This is a genomic window from Kiloniella sp. EL199, assembly GCF_900313065.1.
Taxonomy (GTDB): domain Bacteria; phylum Pseudomonadota; class Alphaproteobacteria; order Kiloniellales; family Kiloniellaceae; genus Kiloniella.
Genome location: NZ_OMPU01000013.1, coordinates 252,574 through 275,349, shown reverse-complemented (window position 1 = coordinate 275,349; position 22,776 = coordinate 252,574). Strand labels below are relative to the sequence as shown.

Annotated in this window: 20 protein-coding genes and 1 pseudogene; 9 read left to right on the top strand and 12 right to left on the bottom strand. The window is 42.6% G+C overall.

What is annotated here, in order from left to right; genetic code table 11:
- The first annotated feature begins 72 nt into the window (after nucleotides 1-72).
- A complete protein-coding gene (locus D9A03_RS16130) occupies nucleotides 73-2,709 on the top strand; it encodes an ABC transporter transmembrane domain-containing protein (protein ID WP_162938204.1) in 2,637 nt (878 codons plus the stop codon).
- 21 nt (nucleotides 2,710-2,730) lie between these two features.
- A complete protein-coding gene (locus D9A03_RS16125; RefSeq protein ID WP_120498239.1) occupies nucleotides 2,731-3,195 on the top strand; it encodes a cyclic nucleotide-binding domain-containing protein in 465 nt (154 codons plus the stop codon).
- 124 nt (nucleotides 3,196-3,319) lie between these two features.
- Here the strand turns inward: D9A03_RS16125 and xth are convergent, their stop codons facing one another.
- Both xth and D9A03_RS16115 read right to left on the bottom strand, forming a co-directional pair.
- Nucleotides 3,320-4,117: an exodeoxyribonuclease III gene (gene xth / locus D9A03_RS16120; protein ID WP_120498238.1), complete on the bottom strand. Its 798-nt coding sequence runs from the start codon at nucleotides 4,115-4,117 to the stop codon at nucleotides 3,320-3,322.
- Nucleotides 4,118-4,667: 550 nt separating this feature from the next.
- Nucleotides 4,668-5,423, bottom strand: coding sequence for a gamma-glutamyl-gamma-aminobutyrate hydrolase family protein (locus tag D9A03_RS16115; RefSeq protein ID WP_120498237.1), 756 nt, complete (start codon nucleotides 5,421-5,423; stop codon nucleotides 4,668-4,670).
- Nucleotides 5,424-5,595: 172 nt separating this feature from the next.
- Here D9A03_RS16115 and D9A03_RS16110 point away from each other — a divergent pair, with 172 nt between their 5' ends.
- Nucleotides 5,596-6,399: a sterol desaturase family protein gene (locus D9A03_RS16110; protein WP_120498236.1), complete on the top strand. Its 804-nt coding sequence runs from the start codon at nucleotides 5,596-5,598 to the stop codon at nucleotides 6,397-6,399.
- Between the two features lie 415 nt (nucleotides 6,400-6,814).
- Here the strand turns inward: D9A03_RS16110 and D9A03_RS16100 are convergent, their stop codons facing one another.
- Entirely contained in the window at nucleotides 6,815-7,105 is a 291-nt protein-coding gene (locus tag D9A03_RS16100) for a putative quinol monooxygenase (protein WP_120498234.1), read from the bottom strand.
- Nucleotides 7,106-7,270: 165 nt separating this feature from the next.
- Here D9A03_RS16100 and D9A03_RS16095 point away from each other — a divergent pair, with 165 nt between their 5' ends.
- Nucleotides 7,271-8,200: an AraC family transcriptional regulator gene (locus tag D9A03_RS16095; protein ID WP_120498233.1), complete on the top strand. Its 930-nt coding sequence runs from the start codon at nucleotides 7,271-7,273 to the stop codon at nucleotides 8,198-8,200.
- Between the two features lie 174 nt (nucleotides 8,201-8,374).
- On the opposite strand, the gene D9A03_RS16090 is transcribed toward D9A03_RS16095, so the two are convergent.
- A complete protein-coding gene (locus D9A03_RS16090) occupies nucleotides 8,375-9,295 on the bottom strand; it encodes a LysR substrate-binding domain-containing protein (RefSeq protein WP_120498232.1) in 921 nt (306 codons plus the stop codon).
- Between the two features lie 300 nt (nucleotides 9,296-9,595).
- Between D9A03_RS16090 and D9A03_RS16085 the strand changes: the two genes are divergently transcribed.
- Genes D9A03_RS16085 through D9A03_RS16075 form a run of 3 tightly spaced genes read left to right on the top strand, consistent with a single transcriptional unit; the run spans nucleotide 9,596 to nucleotide 12,746 of the window.
- Complete coding sequence (locus tag D9A03_RS16085; protein WP_162938203.1) at nucleotides 9,596-10,615, top strand: zinc-binding alcohol dehydrogenase family protein; 1,020 nt, start codon at nucleotides 9,596-9,598, stop codon at nucleotides 10,613-10,615.
- Nucleotides 10,616-10,644: 29 nt separating this feature from the next.
- Entirely contained in the window at nucleotides 10,645-11,841 is a 1,197-nt protein-coding gene (locus D9A03_RS16080; protein WP_216825514.1) for a pyridoxal phosphate-dependent aminotransferase, read from the top strand.
- Nucleotides 11,838-12,746, top strand: a complete 909-nt coding sequence (locus D9A03_RS16075; protein WP_120498229.1) for a fumarylacetoacetate hydrolase family protein — start codon at nucleotides 11,838-11,840, stop codon at nucleotides 12,744-12,746. The genes D9A03_RS16080 and D9A03_RS16075 overlap by 4 nt, the downstream gene beginning before the upstream one ends.
- A gap of 289 nt (nucleotides 12,747-13,035) precedes the next feature.
- Here D9A03_RS16075 and D9A03_RS16070 read toward each other — a convergent pair whose 3' ends face one another.
- The 5 genes from D9A03_RS16070 to D9A03_RS16050 all read right to left on the bottom strand — a co-directional run bounded on the left by D9A03_RS16070 (nucleotide 13,036) and on the right by D9A03_RS16050 (nucleotide 18,166).
- Nucleotides 13,036-13,239 carry a hypothetical protein gene (locus D9A03_RS16070; protein WP_120498228.1) on the bottom strand — a complete coding sequence of 68 codons (204 nt, stop codon included), beginning with the start codon at nucleotides 13,237-13,239 and terminating at the stop codon, nucleotides 13,036-13,038.
- Nucleotides 13,240-13,290: 51 nt separating this feature from the next.
- Nucleotides 13,291-15,504: a molybdopterin cofactor-binding domain-containing protein gene (locus tag D9A03_RS16065; RefSeq protein ID WP_162938201.1), complete on the bottom strand. Its 2,214-nt coding sequence runs from the start codon at nucleotides 15,502-15,504 to the stop codon at nucleotides 13,291-13,293.
- Entirely contained in the window at nucleotides 15,501-15,971 is a 471-nt protein-coding gene (locus D9A03_RS16060) for a (2Fe-2S)-binding protein (protein WP_120498226.1), read from the bottom strand. The genes D9A03_RS16065 and D9A03_RS16060 overlap by 4 nt, the downstream gene beginning before the upstream one ends.
- Nucleotides 15,972-16,165: 194 nt before the next feature.
- On the bottom strand, nucleotides 16,166-17,308 hold the full coding sequence (locus tag D9A03_RS16055) for a HAMP domain-containing sensor histidine kinase (protein ID WP_162938200.1): 1,143 nt from the start codon (nucleotides 17,306-17,308) through the stop codon (nucleotides 16,166-16,168).
- A 174-nt stretch (nucleotides 17,309-17,482) separates the two neighbouring features.
- On the bottom strand, nucleotides 17,483-18,166 hold the full coding sequence (locus D9A03_RS16050) for a response regulator transcription factor (protein ID WP_120498224.1): 684 nt from the start codon (nucleotides 18,164-18,166) through the stop codon (nucleotides 17,483-17,485).
- Nucleotides 18,167-19,509: 1,343 nt separating this feature from the next.
- Between D9A03_RS16050 and D9A03_RS20125 the strand changes: the two are divergent.
- Nucleotides 19,510-19,659: pseudogene (locus tag D9A03_RS20125) on the top strand (IS481 family transposase); the annotation flags it as partial.
- Nucleotides 19,660-19,774: 115 nt separating this feature from the next.
- Here the strand turns inward: D9A03_RS20125 and D9A03_RS16040 are convergent.
- From D9A03_RS16040 to D9A03_RS16030, 3 genes are read right to left on the bottom strand one after another with little or no spacing between them, the layout of a single operon-like run.
- Nucleotides 19,775-20,356, bottom strand: a complete 582-nt coding sequence (locus D9A03_RS16040) for an FMN-dependent NADH-azoreductase (RefSeq protein ID WP_120498223.1) — start codon at nucleotides 20,354-20,356, stop codon at nucleotides 19,775-19,777.
- A gap of 38 nt (nucleotides 20,357-20,394) precedes the next feature.
- The gene (locus D9A03_RS16035; RefSeq protein WP_120498222.1) at nucleotides 20,395-21,183 is read right to left on the bottom strand and encodes an SDR family oxidoreductase; all 789 of its coding nucleotides are present in this window, start codon (nucleotides 21,181-21,183) and stop codon (nucleotides 20,395-20,397) included.
- A 42-nt stretch (nucleotides 21,184-21,225) separates the two neighbouring features.
- A complete protein-coding gene (locus D9A03_RS16030; RefSeq protein ID WP_120498221.1) occupies nucleotides 21,226-21,600 on the bottom strand; it encodes a nuclear transport factor 2 family protein in 375 nt (124 codons plus the stop codon).
- Between the two features lie 96 nt (nucleotides 21,601-21,696).
- Between D9A03_RS16030 and D9A03_RS16025 the strand changes: the two genes are divergently transcribed.
- Complete coding sequence (locus D9A03_RS16025; RefSeq protein WP_120498220.1) at nucleotides 21,697-22,617, top strand: LysR family transcriptional regulator; 921 nt, start codon at nucleotides 21,697-21,699, stop codon at nucleotides 22,615-22,617.
- The last annotated feature ends 159 nt before the right edge of the window (nucleotides 22,618-22,776 follow it).

Sequence of the window (22,776 nt, the reverse complement as noted above, 5' to 3'; positions counted from 1 at the left end):
CGACTTTTCAAGTATATTTGGAAACATAGCAAACAAGATCAGTTAAAGATCCTGTTTCTAGTGTTGGCATCGATGCCCTTTTATTTCCTTTCGCTGGATTTACCCAAAAGTATCATAAATCGCGCGGTTGACTCTCAGAATTTCGCTGACATCAATTCGACGTTGTCTTTCATGCGATTTGAGCTTCCTTTTGGTGAAGAAATTTTTGGCCATACAGTTGTTTTGTTTGAAGGTTTTGATTTAACGCAAATCTCTTTGTTAATTGCTTTATGCTTTTCTTTTCTGGGATTGGTATTGGTGAATGGACTTTTTAAGTTTGTCATTAATACCTTGAAAGGTCGGTTAGGCGAACGGATGCTCCGAAGACTGCGTTATGAGTTAACGGATCGTATTCTTCGTTTCCCAGTCATGCACAGCCGCCGCGTTAAGCAGGCGGAAATTGCAACAATGCTGAAAGATGAAGTTGAACCTCTTGGCGGGTTTATCGGGGATGCTATCGTAACGCCGTTCTTCCTTGGTGGGCAGGCGCTTACGGCGCTGATCTTTATTATGGTTCAGAACGTATGGCTTGGCATTGTTGCCATGAGTATTGTTCTCGTCCAGGCGTTTCTTATCCCTAAACTCCGCAAACGTATCCTAAATCTTGGGCGGCAACGTCAAATGACGGCACGTGCCTTGGCGGGGCGCGTTAGTGAACTGGTCGAAGGTGCTGTAGAAATTCAGGCACATGATACCAGTAATTATGAACGTGCCGAAATATCTAGCCGGTTGGGTAAGATTTTCAAAATCAGATATGAAATATATCAACGAAAGTTTTTTGTTAAATTTTTAAACAACTTACTGGCACAGATAACACCTTTTATATTCTACCTGGGGGGCGGATATCTGGTTATTACAGGGCAGTTCGAGATTGGTACTCTTGTGGCTGTTCTTGCTGCTTACAAAGATTTGCCTCCTCCTATCAAAGATCTCATTAACTGGGATCAGCAACGAAATGATGTACAGATCAAGTACGAGCAGGTCGCAGAGCAATTTCAGCCAAGTGGTATGATCGAAGCAGAAATGCAACGCCTTGAGGAGGGACACAGTCCTGCACTTACAGGGGATATCGTTGCAAGCAATCTTAACCTGATAGACGAGAGTGAAAACAAGCTTTTGGAAGGTATTAGCTTTACCATTGGGGTTGATAAAAAAATTGCAGTTGTTGGAAATGCAAGCAGCGGTAAGGAATATTTAGGGCTTGTATTGGCTAACTTGGTTAAATCGTCCTCGGGATCGGTTAAAATAGGTGGGCAACCGATAGCAAAGTTACCTTCGGCGATAACCGGGCGTCGCATTTCCTATGTAGGGTCAGAGGCTTATCTTTTTCCCTTGTCTGTTATGGATAACCTTTTTTATGGCTTGCGGAACTGGATGATAAATGATCCGTCCCGGTTACCAAATTCAGAGGCAGAATTCGTTCGTGAAAAGCAAGAAGCATTGCGTACGGGGAATACAGTGCTCAACCCAAAGGGAGAATGGGTTGATTTTGTTTCTGCTGGGATCTGTGAATCATCGGAATTGATCCCGCGTGTAACAGAGGTTTTAAGGCATGTGGATCTGGAAGAGGATGTATACCGCTTTGGGTTGAGCGGGATTGTGGACAGTGAGAATCGCCCGGATATCGCGGAAAGTATTCTGGGGGCACGAATTGCGCTGAAGGAACATCTGAAAGCGACTGGTGAGGAAGATCTCGTTATCGCTTTTGATCCCGAAAGCTATAACAATAATGCAACGTTACGTGAAAATCTCTTGTTTGGTACACCACGTAAAAAACAATACGCGGGCAATAATTTACTGGCCATGCCTATTCTCAGGGAGTCAGTAGAAGAGGCAGATTTAAGAGATCGCATCTATAATATGGGCCTTTCTATTGCCCGTACGATGGTTGAACTCTTTATGGGGCTTCCACCGTCTCATCAATTCTTTGAGCAGTTCAGTTTTATATCCGCTGACGATCTGCCTGAATTCGATAAAATTGTTAAACGTGCGGACAAGAGCAGTTTTTCTGATATTTCGGATTCTGACCGGGAAGCTTTGATGTATCTGCCTTTCGATTATGTCGAGGCTCGCCATCGTCTTGGACTTGTGACTAAAGATGTTGAAGAGAAAATTCTTAAAGCCCGGAAGATCTTTGCTGAAAAGCTGGAAAGCCGTGATCCGAATGCGGTAGAGTTTTATGACCCCGATAATTATAACTCTGCAGCGAGTATCCAGGATAATATCCTTTTTGGTCGTTTGGCTTATGGGCGTGCCGAAGCAGGTGCGACAATAGGTCGGGTTATGACAGAGCTTCTCGATGATCTGGGGTTGCGATCCGAAGTCATAGAAGTTGGACTTGAATTTAATGTCGGTATTGCCGGAAATCGTTTGAGTAGTGTTCAGCGCCAAAAGCTAGCTTTGGCCCGATCACTGATCAAGCGTCCTGATCTGCTCATTTTGAATGAAGCAGCAGCTGTTATGGATTCCCAAAGCCAGAACAGACTGGTGCCTTCTATTATGGAAGCTCAGGAAGATCGAGGGATTTGCTGGACATTGCAAAGGGCAAGTCTGTCGCAACATTTTGAATATGTCATTGTCATGCAGAATGGAAAAGTTGTCGAGAGTGGTCGTTTCGACGAATTAAACAAGGATGGTAAGGTTTTAAAAAGCCTTATTGATGACGAATAAAGTCACAGGGATGTAAAATAGATGTCGATTGAACAAGAAGTTGAAGCCCTAAAGAATATTCCGCTTTTTGCGAATATTGATCCCTCAAGGTTAAAGCTTATGGCTTTTGCGAGTGAACGCCTGATTTTTAAAGAAGGAAAAGAGCTTTTCCATCAGGGGGATGCAGGAGATGCCGCCTACATCTTTATCGAGGGAGAAGCGGATGTCATTGTTGACACTGATGACGGGCCCCTTGTTGTTGCTTCTTTTGGGAAAAACGATTTTGTTGGCGAGATTGCAATTCTTTGTGATGTGCCAAGGACAGCGACCATTAAAGCCAAATCAGAGCTGATAACATTAAAGATTACCAAAGAACTCTTTTTCAATATGGTAATGGACTTCCCGGAAATGGGTGTCGAGGTCATGCGAGTGCTGGCACATCGTATTGATCATACGACTAGCCAATTGACTGAAGCTCGGAATGCATTGGCAGAAAAAACGGGTTAAATGATAACTATTGTTTCGTGTTTTATTTGATGGCCCAATCTTCTACTGGGGTATCCACTTTGGCACGAGCTACTTCCCCGTGAACCTGTGCTAAGTGAGTTATAAATCCTCTGATGTCGAAAAATTAGATATCAATATCCACGATATTTGGAACGTGATCAGAGGGTTTTTCCCAACCACGTGTATGCCTGACAACTTCAAAATTCTTCAAAGCGGATTTCAGACTTTGAGTTGCTAGAATGTGATCTAGCCGCCAGCCGTAATCTTTTTCAAAAGAGGGTTTATAACGATATCCCCACCAACTGTAGAGAGGCTGATCATCAGGAACAAAGTGACGGCCAACATCAATTAAATCACCCGATTTTCTAAGTTTTGCCATCAATTCACTCTCCAAAGGAGTATGCCCAACAGATTTTAGGAGCTTTTTGTGATTCCAGACATCCTTTTCCAATGGGGCGACATTAAGATCGCCAACAAGGATTAGTTTTTTCTCTTTTGTATCAGGATTTTTGACCCACTTTGCCATTTCTTTGAGGAATTGAAGTTTATGAGCAAATTTATCATTTTGTTCCGGATCCGGAATGGGGCCGCCTGACGGAACATAAAAATTATGCACTTCCAAGCCATTTTTTAACGTAACTGATAGATGTCTGCGATCATCTTTTTCGCACCAAACGATTTTTTCATTTTTTTCAACAGCGTTTTTGCACAGGATAGCAACGCCGTTATAGCTTTTTTGTCCATGGAAAAAGACTTCTTCATAACCCATTGATTTTATATCTGATAGTGGGAATTCACTATCTTGTACCTTTGTTTCTTGCAGGCAGAGAACGTCTGGATTATGGCTATCGGTAAAGTCTTTGAGGTGACCTAAACGTTGTCTGATTGAATTGATATTCCAAGTAGCAATACGAAGGGACATAAATTTATTCCATGCACGTAATGATTTTATTCCGCATTCGATATGAATTTGTTTCGAATGCGGAATAATTTTTATTTTTTGTTTCGAATGCGAAATGAAGAGTGATTTGATTGAACAAGATCAGCATTATAAATGCAGAACTTTAAAAACTTTACCATACAGATTGTAAAAATAAAAGAAAGGAACACCTGATTGGGGGGATTAACCAGGTGTTCCCGCTTCTTCGCAGAGTTTCAAGGAACCGGAGGGGGGATTCCAGTTCCTTTAACGTCGCCATGAGTGAGGTAGGAGGCGACATGATTCTAAGATAAGCCATCCAGTAGGGATTTCAATAAACCTGTGGATAAAATTTAAGTTACAGGATTATATTCTTAATATACTTATACTAATAAGCACATATTCCTGTAATAATTAATAATTTGTCGTTAAAATTGAAACTATCGTCAGGGACTCCACAGAAAATAAAGATTTTTGTAACAGGCAAAAAAGAAAGCCTGTCAGAGACTGAAGTAATATAAACTTCCTGGAGCGAGTTAATATAGACTTGAAATTATTTTACTCTATGACTGACAGCGTTCCCAAAAGCCTTGAAGATATCTTTTGACACATTGTTATCTGCGGCCTTGTATTCTGGATGCCATTGAACGCCCAATACAAAAGAATTTTGTTCAGGCATGGAAATAGCTTCAACTGTTCCATCCTTGGCTATGGCATCAGCGACCAAACCATTGCCAAGTTGATTTATGGCTTGATAATGGAGTGAGTTTACCTTTGCTTCATTGCTTTTCAGGATACTAAATAAACATCCATTTTGTGCGATAGAGATCGTATGATTAGGACCATAATCGATATCCATGTCTTTTGTATCCGGACTACTGTGGTCCATGCGCCCGGGGATCTTGCTGACCTGAGGATGCAAGCTGCCACCCAGAGCTACGTTCAGCTCCTGAAACCCTCTACAGATAGCTAAAAGAGGTACCTCCTGCTTCAAGGCTTCATTAATCAAAGCAAAGGTGGTCTGATCACGCATGGGATCATAGGGCTCAGCTTCGGGGGATGGCTGTGTATTATAGCGATCAGGGTGAACGTTGCTGGCACTGCCGGTTAACATAATACCGTCTAACTTTGAAACCAGCTTGGGTATATCCAACAGATTACCAAGAGCGGGGATGATTACCGGCATTGTATTTGAGGACACAGCAACAGCGCGTAAATATTTATCATCAACCGCGTGATAGGGTTTGGGAGTATCAGCTTTGTAAAGACAGGCAGATACACCAACAATTGGCAGTACTGAATTCGTCATTGGGCTTTTAAATCAAATATGTTCATGAAAACTTGATTTGTGATGGTACTATTTAGGCTATTCAGTGCAAGTCTGTTCTGGTTTTGCGAAGAAAGAAAATAACCAGGTAAGTGAACAGTGAAATTATGAGAATGATGACCTGACAATGAACGTAATGTTGTGTGATGTGTAAATGGAAACACTAGAAGAGGTATTACTGGCCTATAAAGGAGGGCTTGTCTTTCTATGGCTCTTAGTTTTTTTTGTATTAGAGCGAGCTTTTCCTGCGGAACCTCTGATAAAAATAGGTGGATGGTTTGAGAAGTTCTTTCCCGCTAGAGTCAGGCGAAACATTGGCCTATGGTTTTGTAATTTAATTCTTTCTCCGCTGGTTGTTATACCGCTAACGGCTTGGGCAACGTCTCATGCTATTGGTTGGCGACCAGATTTTTTGTCAGGCAGTGCAGGTATTATATTTGATCTTATTCTTTTGGATGGATTGATTTATTGGTGGCATCGTCTCAATCATGAAACCCCGTTTCTCTGGCGTTTTCATGAAATACACCATCTGGATACAAATTTGGATACAACTTCGGCACTTCGCTTTCATTTTGGCGAGGTTTTGCTGTCTGCTTTCATGAGAGTCTTTGTGGTTATCGTTTTTGATATACCGTTAGTGTCTGTCATAATATTTGAAACCATTTTATTGATTTCTACGCTTTTTCACCATTCTAATGTGCAATTACCAGAAAAGCTTGAGAAAGTTTTATCATTGGTCATTATCACACCGGCTATTCACTGGGTACATCATCACGCGCTTCGCCACGATACGGATAGTAATTATGGAACAGTGTTTAGCTTTTGGGATAGGATTTTTCGCTCAAAAAGCAAAGGGCAAAGAACAATTGGCATGCCAATCGGTGTTGAAGGAGCACAAGATAAAGGGTTTCTTCAGTTGTTAATTAGACCTTTTAAAAAGGTTTTATGGTACAAATGAAATAGTAATAAGGAAAATTTGCTTATTACTGTTTTGAAGCGGATATGAATTTTTTGGGTATGTAAACCAAGGCTCTTTGATTTAGCAAAGAGCCTTGGTTTTATTTGCTACTCTCAAATTTCTTTTCGATGATAGCAATTAGCGCCTTGCGATGCTGGTGTGTTCCATTCCTCTATAAGTGTCGTGCTTGACTCATTCTGTAAGATTTTCTGGGAAATGAGTCCCTTTTGTGAACGCCGTGCAACAATCTTTGCGAATAAATTATCAGATATAGGCTCTGTTATAATTGTCTTAGTCACAAAAGGTTTGGCTAGTGATTTTGCGTTTAGTGACTTCGGCATGGACATGATCACAGCCCCTGCCGCTATCATGCTTAAGACTTCTCTGCGAGTAGGTTCCATGAATCTTTCACTTGTCATATCATAATGCGTTCGAAATATTGCACTTCTGGTGGTGAGGTCATGAAAGATACAAGTTGTTCCATGACACCGTTTTCCTTAATCGCAGCAATATATGCTTGATGATGTTTCTGGGATTTCCACTCTTCAAGAATCAATAGCTTGTTTGTTTCTTCATTAAAGAGAATTGATACAGAGAGTGCACCTGCAAAACCACGAACAGCAGGCAGCTTTTCCTCCAAAAATGTATGTAAATCAGCGTAAGCACCGTCACGCACTGTCATTTCCAATGTTACCCAAATACTCATAATTACCTCCTAAATTGTATGAATTCTTTTAAACGTTCTGGATATGGGGGGATATCTGAGATAAGTTAAAAATGCCGGAAATCGCGCACAATTTATACTATCCTATCTTGTCATGCTGACATTCCAGAATAAAGAAAATAGTCAATATAAATAAGGAAAAGTTTTATGTTATCTAAACTCAAACCAAAACCAAAACCAAAACTCGCGGAATTTGGTTTGTGGAAGGATCAAAGTTTGGTTATTCCCGAGGGTTTGTCAGAATTTTTGGATGTACAGATCGTGATGAAATACGATCAAAAATCTATTTATCACAAACAAATTAAGTCAAGCGCTATGAATGTCGAATTTTTCAACAATGTAGCCAGCCTGTGTTTTGTTGTAAAAGGGAAAGAGACCTTCATAACATCTAGAGAAGAGGAAATTGTCGTACATGAAGGGGAAATGATTATGTTGCCGCGCAATGTATTCATGGTATCCAATTTTTCAAATAGAGAAGGTCCGCTAGAGGCTCTATTATTTTTCTTTGATCATGGCGTTATTTCAGAATTTGAGCAGCAAAACAGAGCGTTTTCTTCTAATCCTCTGCCTGGAACGGGCGCCTATAAAATATCGTCACACGGCAGCCTGACGGCTTATATGCAATCAATACTTGGAATTTATCAGAATATAAAAGGTACGCGTGATCTTTTACATACAAAAATGATGGAGCTTTTGTATCTTATTGCAGCAGTAGACAATCCCCAACGCTTACAATCATTTCTGTATGAAAATAGCTCTGACAGTGGTAGACGGAACATTCGGTACCTTATGAAAAAGCATGAAGCTCATAATTTGAATGTAAATGATTATGCTCAATTATCTGGCAGATCAGTATCAGCATTTAACAGAGAATTTAATCGACAGTTTGGCACTTCCCCAAGTCGCTGGCTAATTAATGCCCGGCTTGATCGCGCGTACAATATGATACTGATGTCAGATATGTCTATAACAGAAATTGGGCTGGAAATTGGATACGCAAATACATCCCACTTCATAGCCCAATTTAAAAATAAATTCGATATAACTCCCAAACGCCTTCGCTTAAAAAACCTTTGAAGTCCGGGCAAAGTAATATGTTAGTTAAAGGAATAGCTGTAAAGACTGGTTTTTAGTAGCAGGTGGTTTCTTGCCGGGGGCTTTCTTCAACAGACCGTGTAATATTACGAAGTGCAGATCCCGAGTTTAGTTTCCACAAGTTGGTTAAGTCCTCCGATTTTAGTCGGAGGAGGTTCAGTTTTCCGCAATTCCAGGAGTAGTCTTTGCCTCTTCATAAAGCCAATTAATAAAAGAGCGGAGTGGGTTTCTTGGCGGGTGATGCATTTTTGGATACACTATAAAATATGGCCAATCAGATATTTGTTTACGTTTAAATGGTGCTATTAACGTACCTCTTTTAATCTCTTCATTTATAAGGATACTTCTGCCAAGCATAAAGCCTTCCCCATTAACAGCTGCTTGGATAGTCAAGTTGCTGTCAGTATATGATTGGCTTGGGACTAAGCTTTTTGAAAGTTTGATGTTTTCCCGGACTATCCATGTATTCCAATTAAGATTTGTTTTTTCTTTTCCAAATGTGTGGTCCGCAAGGAGAGTGCATTTGCCAATATCAGCCAAAGAAACAGTGTTTTTTGCCCAATAGTCTGGACTACAAACAGGCATCACATATTCGTCAAATAATTTTGTTGAATGGCATCCCGTGTATGAACCAATACCTGATCTTATTGCGACAGTAAATTCTTCATGATTAAAATCCTTTATATCAAAGGATGCCTCTACCATAACCCTGTTTTGAGAATAGTTGTTAGAGTAAGTGGGCAACCGACTGATTAGCCATCGTGAGGCGAGAGAAGGGAGGATACTAAGCCGGATTTCATTGTTGTTTGGGCGGTTTTTTGTGTAGAAAACATTTTCTTCAAGGGAATCAAATAAACGATTTAATTGACTGGAAAATAGAATGCCTTCTGGGGTTAATATTGTCTTATTAGATAATCTTTTTAAAAATTTAACTCCCATCCAATCTTCCAAAAGAGAGATTTGTTGACTTACGGCAGAAGCACTAACACACAGCTCTGCTGCTGCTTTTGAAAAGCTGCCATTTCGTGCAACTGCATCAAATGCACGAAGTGAATTCAGTGGAGGGAGCTTTCTCATAATGATCGTTCTACCGATTATTGAATCTTCAAAATATACACATGCAAATAAACAGTAATGGTAGAGTTTGAGTCAAGTTTCTCTAATTAATTTTAGCTAAATTAAAACGAATGGTAAAGGAGTGAATTTGCCTTCGAATTAATATATCTATTTGAAAATAAACAATTAAATATGAAAGGACTCATTCTGCAATTAGAATAACTATTGGTAGAGTGAGTATTTAGTGAGGTCATTTATGCCTGTTTATGCTCTATGCCTATTTCTTGAGTACTAATGAATATAGAGATAGGGTTGAATATTATGAAAGCTGTCTATGTCCAGGAAAGCCTGCCTACAGATCACCAAAACTGTTTCATTGAGGGTGAACTGAATACGAATGTCCCGGAAGGGCGTGATTTGTTTGTCAGGATTGATGGGATATCTGTAAACCCGGTTGATTGTAAGCAGAGGCAATTGATTGAAGATCGCTTGTCTGAACCGCGTATTCTTGGGTGGGATGCTTGTGGTGAGGTTATTTCTGTAGGGAATGATGTCGAAAACTATAAACCTGGTGATCGTGTAATTTATGCCGGAGATATTACTCGTCCTGGTTGTTACGCGCAAACTCAGCTTGTTGATGAGAGGGTGGTTGGGCCTAAACCAGATAAGCTGACTGAAGAGGAAGCAGCCTCTCTTCCCTTAACCTCATTAGCGGCTTGGGAAGGATTATTTGATCGATTAAAAATCGATAGAACCTCGACTCAAAAACAGGTCATTCTGATTATAGGCGGTGCTGGTGGATTAGGATCGATGGCTGTTCAGCTTGCTCGGCAACTTTCTAATTGCACTGTTGTTGCAACGGCTTCCAGAGAAGAGAGTCGGCGATGGTGCCTTAAAATGGGTGCGCATCACGTAATCGATCATTCCAAAGATTTAAGAGAACAGCTGAATCAGCTTGGCTTTAATACAGTCCCTTATATTTTGAATTGCAGTAATAATGCACCTTATTGGGAAACGATGAGCGAGATTATCTCTCCCGAAGGTTCAATCTGTTTGGTAGCGAGTACAAAGGCAAAGCTGGATCTGGATCTTTTCATGAAAAAAAGTGTTCAAATCAATTGGGAGCTTATGTTTACAAGATCGCTTTTTTCCACAAATAACATGCCGAGACAAGGTGAAGTGCTACGACATATCTCTGAATTAGTAGATGCGGGCATTATTACGCATACCAAAACCAAAAGTGCCGGGAAGATATCAGCAAGCTCAATTGCCAAGGCACATGCTCTGGTGGAAAGTGGGCGGATGATCGGAAAGGTAACACTTGAGGGTGTGGATGTGTAGTTAGTAAGGAAAAGGCCAAAAGTAAAATGATGTTAAGATCAAATTTCAAAGGTGCCGAACTGCCATTAATATTTCAGTTTGCCCAGATCGCACGTAACTTGTCTGGTGTTGATGGGGAAATAATATCACTAGAACAAGGGCAAGCCGACTTTCAACCTCCAGATGCCGTTAAGAAAGAAGCGCAAAATTTTATAAAAGAAAAACCAGTTCACTATACCACAATTGATGGGTTAACTGAACTGAAAGCCAAAATTGCGGCTAAATATCAGAGAGAGAATAATCTGGATGTAAAACAGGAAAGGATATCTGTTGGTGCAGGTGGTAGCCAAATTATCTTTGAAGCTTTAGCTGTTACCCTATCAGCTGGTGATGAGGTAATTGTTCCAACTCCTTACTGGCCAAGTTTTGTTCAAGGTATTCAGGTTAATAATGGAAAGCCGATCTTTATCGAAACGGCTTTGGAAACAGGTTTTAAATTTGATGCACAACAGCTTGAACATCATATTTCATCCAAAACTAAATGGCTGATTTTGAATTCACCAGGAAATCCTGCAGGGGGATATTACAGTGCCGAGGAGTTACACGAAATATGTCTTGTTTTAGATCGTTACCCAAACCTGCTGGTTATGTTTGACGAAATCTATGAACACATGCTGTTTGATAATAAAGTTCATCAAAACATACTCAATATTCGCCCCGACCTTAAAGAGCGGGTTCTTTTGGTTAATGGTGTATCTAAATCGTATTCTATGACCGGGTGGAGAATTGGCTATGGAATAGGGCCTGTCGAACTTATAAATGCAATGAAACTATACCGGTCAGCATCTACTTCCAGCCCTTCATCAGTTAGCCAGATCGCTGCTTTAAAAGCCCTGGATACACCGCTTGTTGATTTGAAGAAACAGTCCAGGATTCTAGAATTTCGTCGTAACGATGTTCTTCGAAAACTTAATGATATAAACGGTTTGGAATGTGGAACACCTGATGGGGCAATGTATGTTTTTCCTCGTTGCAAACAGCTACTTGGTACAAGACAACCCAATCGCAAGAAAATCGTAACTGATATCGATTTCTGCGAGTATCTGATCTTTAATGCAGGCGTTAGTACCGTTCCTGGAACAGCTTTGGGGCTTCCTGGGTACTTTCGGATGAACTTTGCACTCAAAGAAAAAGTATTAGATGAAGCAATTGCTAGGATTACTAAAGCGGTTAGTCAGTTGTCATGAAAAATATTCAAAGTTTGAAAATTGCCCAAATTTATCATGACTTTGGGTTGAAGTTAATACTTTCAGTTGATGGCAGAGAGTGGAGAGATGCTTCTAAATACATAAAATGGGAAAATGCGGAAGATTTAACAGTTGATAACTTTTCCCGTATAGAAGCTGAAGATTTTTATCAAATGCCGATAATTTCAGTCAAAACAGGATTTCATCAACCTATACCAACGCCGGGTAAAATAGTATGTATCGGGCTGAACTATTCTTCACATTCGGCAGAAGTCGGTCATGAATGTCCGGCTGAACCACTCGTTTTTCTAAAATCACCAACTTCCATATGTGGGCCAAACCAAGATGTGATTAAGCCAGTCTGGGCTGAGAAGCTTGATTGGGAAGTTGAGCTTGGGGTTGTGATTGGGCGTAAGGCAAAGAATGTTAGCCGGGAATATGCGCAAAACTATATACTTGGTTATGTTGTCGTGAATGATCTTTCTGATCGAAGTGCCCAGCTGGAAAGAGGTGGGCAATGGACCAAGGGGAAAAGTGCAGACGGATTTTGCCCTGTTGGCCCCTTTTTGGTCACTCCTGAGGAAGGGCAGAGTATTGATGATTTAGAGCTTATGTTGTCGGTGAATGGAGTAATTCGCCAGAATGCAAAGGTCAGTGATATGCTCTTTTCACCCTTCCGGTTAATTGAATATATTAGCACTTTTATGACGTTAGAGGCCGGTGATTTGATACTAACGGGTACCCCTCATGGCTGCTCAATAGGACAGGCAGATCTTTCATATCTTTGTGTAGGAGATCGCGTTAATGCGCGTATTTCTGGACTTGGGGAGCAGGAAATAAAAATTGTAGAAGATATTAATACTTTGTATCAGATGCAGGTTAATGACGGTGCAGGAAATCGTTAGGGTCGATTTTGAATTTTATTCGATCTAGGCAGGGAAATACTTGAATGATGTCATTATCTTGACCACTGAAAATTAAACTATTTGGTAAAAACCTATCCTTGGATTTATGTCTCATAAAAACCGGCTTGTGTAGCGTCAAAAGATTTTGGAGTGATGAAAGCTGTACCGAGAGAAACTCATCTAGAGTGACATATTTTTTCGCTATAATTGATAAATGTTATTTGGTGTAAACAGAAATATTAGAAAAGGATAATGACTTTAGTTGTAGAAGTCTTGACTTGATCTGACACTACCGCCTTTTCACCGGAGTGAATTGGCAGCAGCGCATCTCTTGCAAGAGAGAGTGGTTATCCGTTTTGATGGTGGTGCTGACCATACCCTTAGCATTTGGCGTGCCGGTGACCACAACTTTAAGGGTGACCGCTTGTGCCGCCGCGATAGAGACGGTGAGGCTTATTGCCAAGGAGGCAATCAAATATTTCGTCTTTTTCATCAAGGTTTTCCTTTGTTTTCCAAATCAATAGGTGTTTCATCGCATCAGCGATTATTCATCGGGGATGGGGAGATCGTCGAAGCTGACAGGTAATTTCAGTGTTCGATAGCCGGTCGCGTCCCGGATGGCGTTTGCAAGTGCGGGGACAGTCGCAATAATCGGGGCTTGCCCAACGCCGGCAGGCGGGATTGAACTGTTGTCGATTATTTCAATTTCAAACTCTGGTGTATCACCCATCAACGGTGTTGGGTAATCGCTAAAGCTGATCGATGCCAAACCGCTATCGTCGATTGGGGCTGTTTCCATAAGCAATTGGCCGATGGCCATCATTGCACATCCTTCAATCTGCGCTTTAATCTGATCTGGACTGATGGCTAGGCCGACATCCAGTGCGACATAACACCGTTCAGCGCGGATTTCCTGTTGCTCATAGTCAACGACAACATCAAAGGCCGCTGCAACATAGCTGTGTTCCTGATAAATTCCGCAGGCAAATCCCCGTCCAATTCCAGGGATGCTTTGGTGTGGGTGAGTATCGCACATCGCCTTGACTCTGCTCAGGCAGTTTTTAAGGCGGACTCTGCTTGATCCGAGGTTTTGAAGCCGGAATTCAACCGGATTCTTGCCGAGTTTTCGCGCGAGTTCATCAATGGCGCTCTCGATTGCGAAGACATTGGGACAGGCCCCGAGCGAGCGCCATTCACCGGCATGAAAGGGCAGCTCGACATCGCTCATCTCGATGCGCCGATGCTGTGCATTATAGGGTGCTACCAATTCACGAGACGCCCCGAAATCATGCATCGCCATACGCATTACGGAAAGCAGCGGTTGCGGTGCCATAAGTTCAGTAAGCAAAACATGACCACTAACACAGGCGTGCCGCCAATCCGTAATGTGACCAACCGTATCCGTTCGAATTTGAACACGATGAGAGGAAGGTGGTCGCGTTCTGTCTGCGAGAAATTCATCACGCCGTGACCAGTGCACTTTGACCGGACGTTTTACATGTTGGGCGAGGAGCACAGCCTCGCGGACGACATCGTAGAGTACGCGTCCGCCAAAACCGCCGCCAACGCGCATTGCATGAATAGTTACCCTGTCTGGCGACCAGTCAAGATCAGCGGCAGCTTTTTTCTGGTTGACGAAAATATCCTGTGTACCTGTCCATATGTCGACGACTTCTTGTCCGTTGCGCAGGCTGAACTCTGCCACAGCTGTGCGCGGTTCCTGCGTCGCATGATGCAGGATAGGCAGGTCAAACCGCATATCGACTGTCCAGGCCTCTGATGTATTGATATCGTCATCGACAATCGAATGTTCCAGCCTCCCGCTAGAAAGAGCTGTATCGACATCAACCTGCGCAGCGATATCTTCAGCCGAAAAGCTTCCTGGTCTATCCCATTTCACTTCAATTTGCTCAAGTGCATTGTCGAGCGCGCCGGGTGTTTCCGCAACAACTCCAACCAGGCCTCGTGGCACGTCGATGACAACCTGGATGACTCCTGGCATCGTATCTGCTCCGCCGTCATGGATCTCAATGATCCGTGCATCGGGGGCCGGTGCTTGAACAGCGCGTCCGAATGCCATATTTGGGCGGCGTATATCACCTGCAAATATTGGCCCACCGGTAACAATCTCAAGGGCCTGGACTTGCAAAGCGGTGCGTCCGATCTGCCGTTTCTTGCGACTGGCATCGAAGGTGTAGGCATGACTTGCGGGCAGATTATCCTCGGCAAGTGTTAACTCAGAGCCTCCCACGATGTCAGCATAGGTCAAATAACGATCTTCCTCTGTAGTAAAGCCGCCTGTTGTATCTTTGAGTGCCTCTGGGTTGAGGCCAGTAATCACTGCCGCTTTTCGCCTGAGTTCTTCACGCAGACTAGCCGCCGCTTCAGCGACAGGACGTGCATGTAGCGCTATGGCCTCACTGCCTGTTGTAAACCGCATATGCGGTATATCGCGTGTCGACGGGAACTTAACGGTAATTGTCGCGATATCGACATTGAGTTCTTCGGCAACAATTTGCGCCAACCCAAGAGAGGATCCTTGACCCATTTCATGCACCGGGCTCAACATCGAGACTTTTCCGTCTGGGCTAACAGTGATCCATGCTTCACCCTTGATTTCGGGTGTAGCGAGAGATGGCAGGATCGGTGCAAAATTGCGGCCGACCAGATAAGTGACCGTTAGACCTGCCGCTGCATAACCAGCCCCTTTGAGGAAGCCACGCCTAGTGAAGCGGGGTTTTGACTTTGCATTGCTCATGATTGACCTCGCATCTGACTGGCGGCGCGATGGATTGCTTTTCGAACGCGCGCTTGAGTGCCACACCGGCATAGATTGTCTCGCATAAATTCGTTGATCGCTTGGTCATCTGGCGCTGGATTTTCTGCAAGAAGAGCCGCCGCTTGCATGATCTGACCAGCCTGACAGTAGCCGCATTGTGCAACACGCTCATCAAGCCATGCCTGTTGTACGGGATGCAATTGTGTTTGCGGACTGCTCAGGCCTTCGATAGTGACGATTTCGTTTGTTTCGACATCCTGTGCGCTTATATAGCAGCTCCGCGTTGGAAGGCCGTCGACATGAACGGTGCAAGCACCGCAATCGCCATGGCCGCAGCCGAATTTAGCACCGACAAAACCCAATCTTTCCCGTAATACAGTTAGAAGCGTTTCTTCGCTCCATACATCCTCAACTTCATACGTTGCGCCGTTGATCTTGAGTTGCATTAGAAATCTCCCCGATTTGCCGTTTTTTGTTCTTCTTCATTGGCAAAAACAACCGGGGACATCGCAACCAGCATCGGCACGATAGACGTATCTGCTAGGAATTTGATATGCATTGGAAACCTATTGATTGATATTGACTTACGCAACAATACCAACGAGCAGGGTGTCCAAGAGGTAACCGGAATTTGGCTTTTCTAATTTTTTTTGGTCAAAGAAAGAACGGCACGCATTCCACCATTCTCAAGGGGTGTAGTCTCACAGAGCCAACTACATCGCGTACATATACGTTGAACCAGGTTCAATCCCACGCCCACGCCCACGCCCTCTCCCTGTTCGTTGGAAAGTTGGGGGGATTGCGTATCCAGAAAATTTTCAATTGTCAGCACATTGTTTTCAAGTTGTACATTAACGCGCCCTTTCGGGGTGTGTTGGAATGCGTTACGGATCAGGTTTGAAACCACGATATAAAGCGCGGCAGGAGAAGCCGCCACTGAATTCGTATTCTTCATCTTGACCTGATGCTCTATATTTTCACTTTGGGAAAGATAGGACAAATCATCCAATACGTCTGACAGCAAGGCGGGATAATCAACCTCTTCTTTGATCAGGTCAGGCTCACGTTCTCGTCCCAGCCACAACAAGGTTTCAATCAATTGTTTCATGTTTTTTGAAGCACGATTGATGCGGTCTACGATTTTGATTTGCTTGGTCGTGAGATCGTGCTTTGCCAGAAGCACGATATTCCCACTCACGACAGTAACTGGGGTCCGTAACTCGTGGCTGGCATGTTGCAAAAATTCCCGTTCCCTGATGACAAACTCATCAAGGCGAACGAGGGAGCCATGAAGTTCGTTTGCGACGCTATTCAGTTCGATAAAACCGAAGTTGGGGATAGGGTGATGCAGGTTTTCCGATTTCAGGTTTTGTGCCCATAACGCTAATTCTTGTGCCGGATCGGCCAATCGCTTTCCCAGGAGTCCTGTAATTATCAAGAAAAGAATGATAACTCCGCCTGCAATAGGCAACGTAACAAGAGAGAAATTTATGATTTCTCTGAAGAAAACACTGTTTTTATCATCCTGATTAAAATTCTGGACAATAAAGAGGATCCTGCCGTCATTGAGTTCATAGGGGAGGATCATATAGAGCAAATCCAGGCGTTTCTCTCCGGATTTTATTTGTTTCTCGAAGCTTTTTAGTTGCACATCGAAAAGTTTTCCTGGCTTGATTTTATTTTTTGGAATTTCCCCCCGTATTTGTTCCGGAATATCCTCAAATGTTTCATATGTCGTAATATTAAAACTATCAGGAGGTGGCGCTTGGGGATCCGCAGTCAAATCCCTTTCATATTGAAGCCCGTACAATTCAATTCCAAAAGAAGTCGCTATATACGCGCCATGAATCAGATAAAAAATCAAAATGATGGTGTAAAAAAGTAAAATAAAGCCGAGGCACCACAGAATATATCTTCTTATAACTTTGGGAAAAGTCCGAAGCTTTTGTTCCATACCTTACGCCTCCCTCAAAGCCACGCCTTGTCCGGCAACAGTGTGTATAAGGTCATGTTGAAACGGCTTGTCAATTCGTTGACGTAACTTGTAAAGATGCGTTTTAAGAGCATTTGTATCTGGCGGTTGCCCCTGCCACAGGGCCACCTCCAGACGAGAACGGGAAACCAGCTTGGGACTGTTTTGTGACAAGACCTCAAGGATCGTCCAACCTGTCGGTGACACCTTGATGTCTTTTCCGGCACGGGTGACAACGCGTTTGTCAAAATCGACCGACAGATCAAGCAGATTGAACTTCTTGAATTCTCCGCTTCGTCTGCGGGATAAAACCCGGGTGCGCATCAGGAGTTCTTCCATTGCAAACGGTTTGATCAAATAATCATCAGCACCTGCTTGAAAGCCTTGAAGCTTGTCCTCCAAGGTATCTCTGGCTGTAAACATTAGGATTGGGGTGTCCACACCATTAGCTCTTAACTCTTCACAAATACTCATCCCATCGCGAAAGGGCAGCATCACATCAAGCAAGATAACGTCGTAATTGCTCTGTTGAGCAAGCTCAAAACCCCGTATCCCATCAAAAGCGTGATCACATTCGACACCTTCCAGTTCTAGGTAATCACTGACGGTTCCGGCGATATCCATATCATCTTCAATCAATAGAACCATAATATTGGCTGATGATGTCATGTTCATAATTCCTGCTGATGATAAATGCATGTCCCATATAAAAGCATAATCTATGCCCAGGTAAACAGTTGGTGAAACCTTCGCGGCAACCTCTCTCGTATCTGTAACAAAGCATTCTTCGAGATGAACGTATGTTTTACTACAATCTGACGGGGAACACTCCATCGCCATGCAAAAGTTTGACTGAAAAGGACTCGCTTTCATTCACCTGTATTTGTTCGATTTGCGTGTAATATGGAGAGTCGGCAAGAGCTTGTTCCGCACCAAATAAGCATAGGAAATTAATAGAGCACTTAGTCTATTCATTGTTTTCAAGAAACCTTTCAAGCGTCCTAAAAATATGCGATCTCCCACAACTATTCCTCAGCACAGCTTGAAATGCAATGTCAACGCGCGGTCATCAGTGACAGCCGGAGTATAGGTCACTCTGGGTTCGAAGCAGAAGATTGACAGAACGAGTTCAATTGATCGTGCCATTCGACGTTCTCGGCCCTAAGCTGACATTGAAGCCCCACAAGCTTTCTCGTAACAGATGCTTCAAAGCAGGCAGTATTCAATTGCACTGAACGGGTCAGCCTTCTAACCTCAACCCAAATCAATTATCGGGATATGTGAGTGACTTCAATTTGCAGTTTTCTTGTATTTAGGCGGGACGAATTTGAACTTGTTCGATCAGTTTGCACTGAAGTAGGTCGGTCTGTTTACGGTATTATTGATCCTTCAATGAGATACAGGTTTTCCGCTGCAGGGATGAGTGAAATTCTCAGGCGCCAGTCTTGTCCATGTATGATGGTCTTCGTGAAGGAGAAGAGTATGGGCAAGTGCTTATCTTTGAGGCTGGGCAGGATGAAGCCAATAACATCATAAGCTCATACGCGCAGCAAATTTGGTCTTGGAGGGGTTTCCAGATCGGTTTAGCCCAAGTGGGCACGGGTTTAAGATTTCTGACGACCTAATTGAACGCGAAGAAACATTTGAGCTGCTATTCCGCACAACTGGATAATTTTGAACAATTCACCTTTCGACAAACACTTCCTGTAGCGGTGGCTGCGAAGGCATGGTCAGACAGGAGTCTAACTTATGCGATTCACAAGCTAGCACAAAGCATTATGACACAGAGCGTTTCACCACATTCGATGCATCCAAAACATGGGCAAGTTTTTCAGAAGCACAGCCCTGATTTTTCGGCACATGTTGGAACTTCAATTGCCATTAATCTCGCGTATTCTGCGATTCAAGAACTTGGTTTGGATGTGAGGTCAAGTAGCAAAAATCCAAGATGGTTAGACAAGAAGAGGTTTGTCTGGAATCCAGATGTGCTGGAGGACCTGAATGAAAGCATTGAACAACTACAAGCGGATCTTGATGAATGGATATATCATTACAACACGCAACGCACCCACCAAGGTAAAATCTGTTGCGGAAGAACACCCTTCGAAACTATGATTGAGGGGAAACAAATCTGGAAAGAAAAGTTTGTAAATCAAATCTGATCTGACAGATCATCACCGTAAAACGGACAACTGTCAGATCAAGTCCGAACTTTTACACTTTTGTTTTCACAAGTTGGCTAAATCCTCCGATTTTAGTCGGAGGAGATTCAGCCTCTTAAATATGATTTTGAGCCTCCGTTGAACAAAAGTTACTATTGGCAATAGTGGCTATGGCTTGATTAATTCTAGTCTCATCAATTAGAAGTTGATCAGCAATGATAAAATGTAAATCCTTAAGCCCAATCATATTTAATGATGTACGTATCCACGGCATAGCATGGTCATAATCTGATGAGACCTCTACTCCATCAGATGCAATTACAATCCAGCAGGGGCGATTTTTTAGAAGCCCGACTGGCCACCCTTCAACATAATGGAAAGTTCTTTGTGCGATAGCAATCTGATCAAACCAGGCCTTGAATACAGCAGGTACACTGAAGTTATAGATTGGAAGCCCAATTACCAAAGCATCTGCCCATTCCACTTCTCCGATTAGTTCTTCGCTCCAGCTTAATGCATCTACCTTTTGCTGCAACCAGTCTTCGTTGATAAAAGGAATAGTTGCTCCAGTACCAAGATCTCTCTTTTTTGTTTGGCTAATATCATTTTCTTCAAGACGAGAGACAACCATTTGACTCAAGTCGCGAGTGACTGATCCTTTTGATCTTGCAGATGTATCAATATGTAAAACTTTCATAACTTTTCATTCCGCTTTTTCTAATAGAATTATTTTTATTAGCGTGCTGTAAAGCCGCCGTTTACAAAAAAGGTTTGGCCTGTTGCCCAGGTTGAAGCTGGTGTTGCAAGGAAAACGACCCAGGGCACAATATCTTCTATTTGGCCCAACCGGCCGCTAACACTTGCCTGGGCTAACCAGTTCAATGTTTCAGGTGTTTCTGCAGAAGTTAAAAATGATGTTTCAACTGGTCCGGGGCAAATTGTATTAACCGCCACTCCGCGATGACCAATTTCTTTTGCTAAAGCCCGGGTAAAATCTTCCAAAGGAGCTTTTGATCCCGCATAAGCTGCGTAATGTCCTGTGAAAGCACTCAGCAAACTTGTACCGATATTTATAATACTTCCGCCAGCGCGTATACGGTTCCCAGCTTCCTTCATAACGAAAAAAGCAGCTTTTGTATTCAGTGCGAAAACTTCATTAAATTCACTTTCCAAAGTATCGCTCACAGGTGCCTTATGCATACGTCCTGCATTGTTAACGACAATATCAACGCCACCCTGTTCTTTTTCTATGGTATCAAACAGTAACTTTATTTCTTCACAAGAAGTAAGGTCAGATTGCACGACCATTCCTTTACCACCTGTTTGAGTCACGGTTTTGAGTAAGTGTTTAGCTTCTGTTTCAGATGATGGGCTATTATAGTGAATGATTGTAACAGCCCCGGCTTGAGCGAGCCCCTCTACAAAACCTGCTCCTAGATTTCTGGCAGCACCTGTAACTAAAGCTATTCTACCTTCCAGCGGGCGAGCAAAAGGGGAAGGATGAGAAGTATAAATCTCGGACATGATATCTATCCTGTAATAATTCGGTAGCTGGCTAAAATGTTGTTATGCGGCAGCGTCAAAAGCATGGTTAAGGAGAGCGGTTTCTGCATGTTGCTGTACGGATAGGACCATGCCGTCTTTTACTTGCCATACATGGGTGAAGGGAACCTCAAACTCGGAACTGGCAACGGTTACCTTCCCCACATAACGTCCGACAATGATTACTGTCATGCCGTCTTGTAGCTCAAGATCCCGTTCTACCCGGAATTCGGCAAAACGTGATAGCAATTTACCAAAAAAATCTTCATATATAGCTTTAGCTCCATGGTAAGTGCCTGAATAAGGGAAAGTTTTACAGATTGTAAATTTCACATCATGAGAGAACAGTTTTGGGTCGCGTGTTTCGTACCAATGCCGGACAAGTTCAAGTTCAGTCATAAATCATTTCTCCATATCATTTGTTACTTTCTGCCTTGTGGTTAGCATGAAGATTATATATTGATAAAATCAATTGTATTGATAATAGTAATTGATATGGATGATCTTAAGAATGTTGACCTTAATCTTCTCAAAGCACTGGTTGCGCTTGTTGAAGAAAAGAATGTTACGAAAGCGGGTGAAAGATTAAGTCGAGGCCAGTCAGCAGCCAGCAGTTCTCTTGCCCGATTAAGAGAAATCGTGGTTGATGAACTACTTGTTCGATCTGGCCGGGAAATGACGGCGACACCTCGGGCTGAAGAATTATTACGTAATATCCGTCCATTACTGGATCAGATTTCCAACATACTTCATACAAAAGAAAGCTTTATCCCACAGACAACAACACGCACATTTCGTCTAGGTTTGCCAGATGATTTGGAAGTTACTCTTTTGCCACTTGTTATTCGTGCTTTATCGGAAGAAGCTCCACAAGCTCAATTGATTGTAAAATCTATAGATTATGAGACTTTTTCGAGTAGCTTGGATAGTAACATCGTAGATTTAGCAGTCACTGTAACTGATGATGAGATTCCATCTTGGCTAAGAAAAGCTTCTTTGGGAAATACTGGCTTTACTGGATTGTATTGTCCTAACCGAATAGCAAATGCTCCCTCCACTTTAGAGATTTATCTTCAACACCCGCATATTCTTGTTTCTATTCTGGGAGATGCTAATGGTATCGTTGATGATGCACTGCGTTTCATAGAAATGAAAAGAACCATTAGTGTTGTTGTTCCAAGATTTGCGACTCTTCCAACGATTTTGCAACAAACAGATATGATTGCGACAATTCCAGACTATGTCGCCAAATGTTTTTCTAGTACATATGGCCTCAAGACATTTATACCACCAGTAAAACTGGAGGAATATTCTATTGACGCAGTTTGGCATGGTGCTCGAAATCAAAGTAAAGCAGACCAATGGTTCCGGAATCTTATAGCAGAACAGGCGCAAGCCCTTTTTAGTTCTGATTAAAAAAGTTCTCTTAGTTAAAAGTGCTAGTGTGCCGCAAAATATGATTTTGTCCTGAAGCATATAAAACAGGATCTCTTTATTATGTGTATGATTTTCAGGGATAATTTTTATTTAATATCCTGAAAATCATACTAATAAGTTCAATCTTGCTGCGCTTGA

Bases quoted from the DNA above. Each gene is read 5' to 3' on its own strand.
- D9A03_RS16110 (WP_120498236.1), top strand. From the start codon at position 5,596: ATGGAAACACTAGAAGAGGTATTACTGGCCTATAAAGGAGGGCTTGTC.
- D9A03_RS16125 (WP_120498239.1), top strand. From the start codon at position 2,731: ATGTCGATTGAACAAGAAGTTGAAGCCCTAAAGAATATTCCGCTTTTT.
- D9A03_RS16070 (WP_120498228.1), bottom strand. From the start codon at position 13,239: ATGAAAAAGACGAAATATTTGATTGCCTCCTTGGCAATAAGCCTCACC.
- D9A03_RS16080 (WP_216825514.1), top strand. From the start codon at position 10,645: ATGTTAAGATCAAATTTCAAAGGTGCCGAACTGCCATTAATATTTCAG.
- D9A03_RS16050 (WP_120498224.1), bottom strand. From the start codon at position 18,166: ATGACATCATCAGCCAATATTATGGTTCTATTGATTGAAGATGATATG.
- D9A03_RS16085 (WP_162938203.1), top strand. From the start codon at position 9,596: ATGAAAGCTGTCTATGTCCAGGAAAGCCTGCCTACAGATCACCAAAAC.
- D9A03_RS16095 (WP_120498233.1), top strand. From the start codon at position 7,271: ATGTTATCTAAACTCAAACCAAAACCAAAACCAAAACTCGCGGAATTT.
- D9A03_RS16040 (WP_120498223.1), bottom strand. From the start codon at position 20,356: ATGAAAGTTTTACATATTGATACATCTGCAAGATCAAAAGGATCAGTC.
- D9A03_RS16130 (WP_162938204.1), top strand. From the start codon at position 73: ATGCCCTTTTATTTCCTTTCGCTGGATTTACCCAAAAGTATCATAAAT.
- D9A03_RS16035 (WP_120498222.1), bottom strand. From the start codon at position 21,183: ATGTCCGAGATTTATACTTCTCATCCTTCCCCTTTTGCTCGCCCGCTG.
- D9A03_RS16115 (WP_120498237.1), bottom strand. From the start codon at position 5,423: ATGACGAATTCAGTACTGCCAATTGTTGGTGTATCTGCCTGTCTTTAC.
- D9A03_RS16075 (WP_120498229.1), top strand. From the start codon at position 11,838: ATGAAAAATATTCAAAGTTTGAAAATTGCCCAAATTTATCATGACTTT.
- D9A03_RS16090 (WP_120498232.1), bottom strand. From the start codon at position 9,295: ATGAGAAAGCTCCCTCCACTGAATTCACTTCGTGCATTTGATGCAGTT.
- D9A03_RS16030 (WP_120498221.1), bottom strand. From the start codon at position 21,600: ATGACTGAACTTGAACTTGTCCGGCATTGGTACGAAACACGCGACCCA.
- D9A03_RS16065 (WP_162938201.1), bottom strand. From the start codon at position 15,504: ATGAGCAATGCAAAGTCAAAACCCCGCTTCACTAGGCGTGGCTTCCTC.
- D9A03_RS16100 (WP_120498234.1), bottom strand. From the start codon at position 7,105: ATGAGTATTTGGGTAACATTGGAAATGACAGTGCGTGACGGTGCTTAC.
- D9A03_RS16025 (WP_120498220.1), top strand. From the start codon at position 21,697: ATGGATGATCTTAAGAATGTTGACCTTAATCTTCTCAAAGCACTGGTT.
- xth (WP_120498238.1), bottom strand. From the start codon at position 4,117: ATGTCCCTTCGTATTGCTACTTGGAATATCAATTCAATCAGACAACGT.
- D9A03_RS16060 (WP_120498226.1), bottom strand. From the start codon at position 15,971: ATGCAACTCAAGATCAACGGCGCAACGTATGAAGTTGAGGATGTATGG.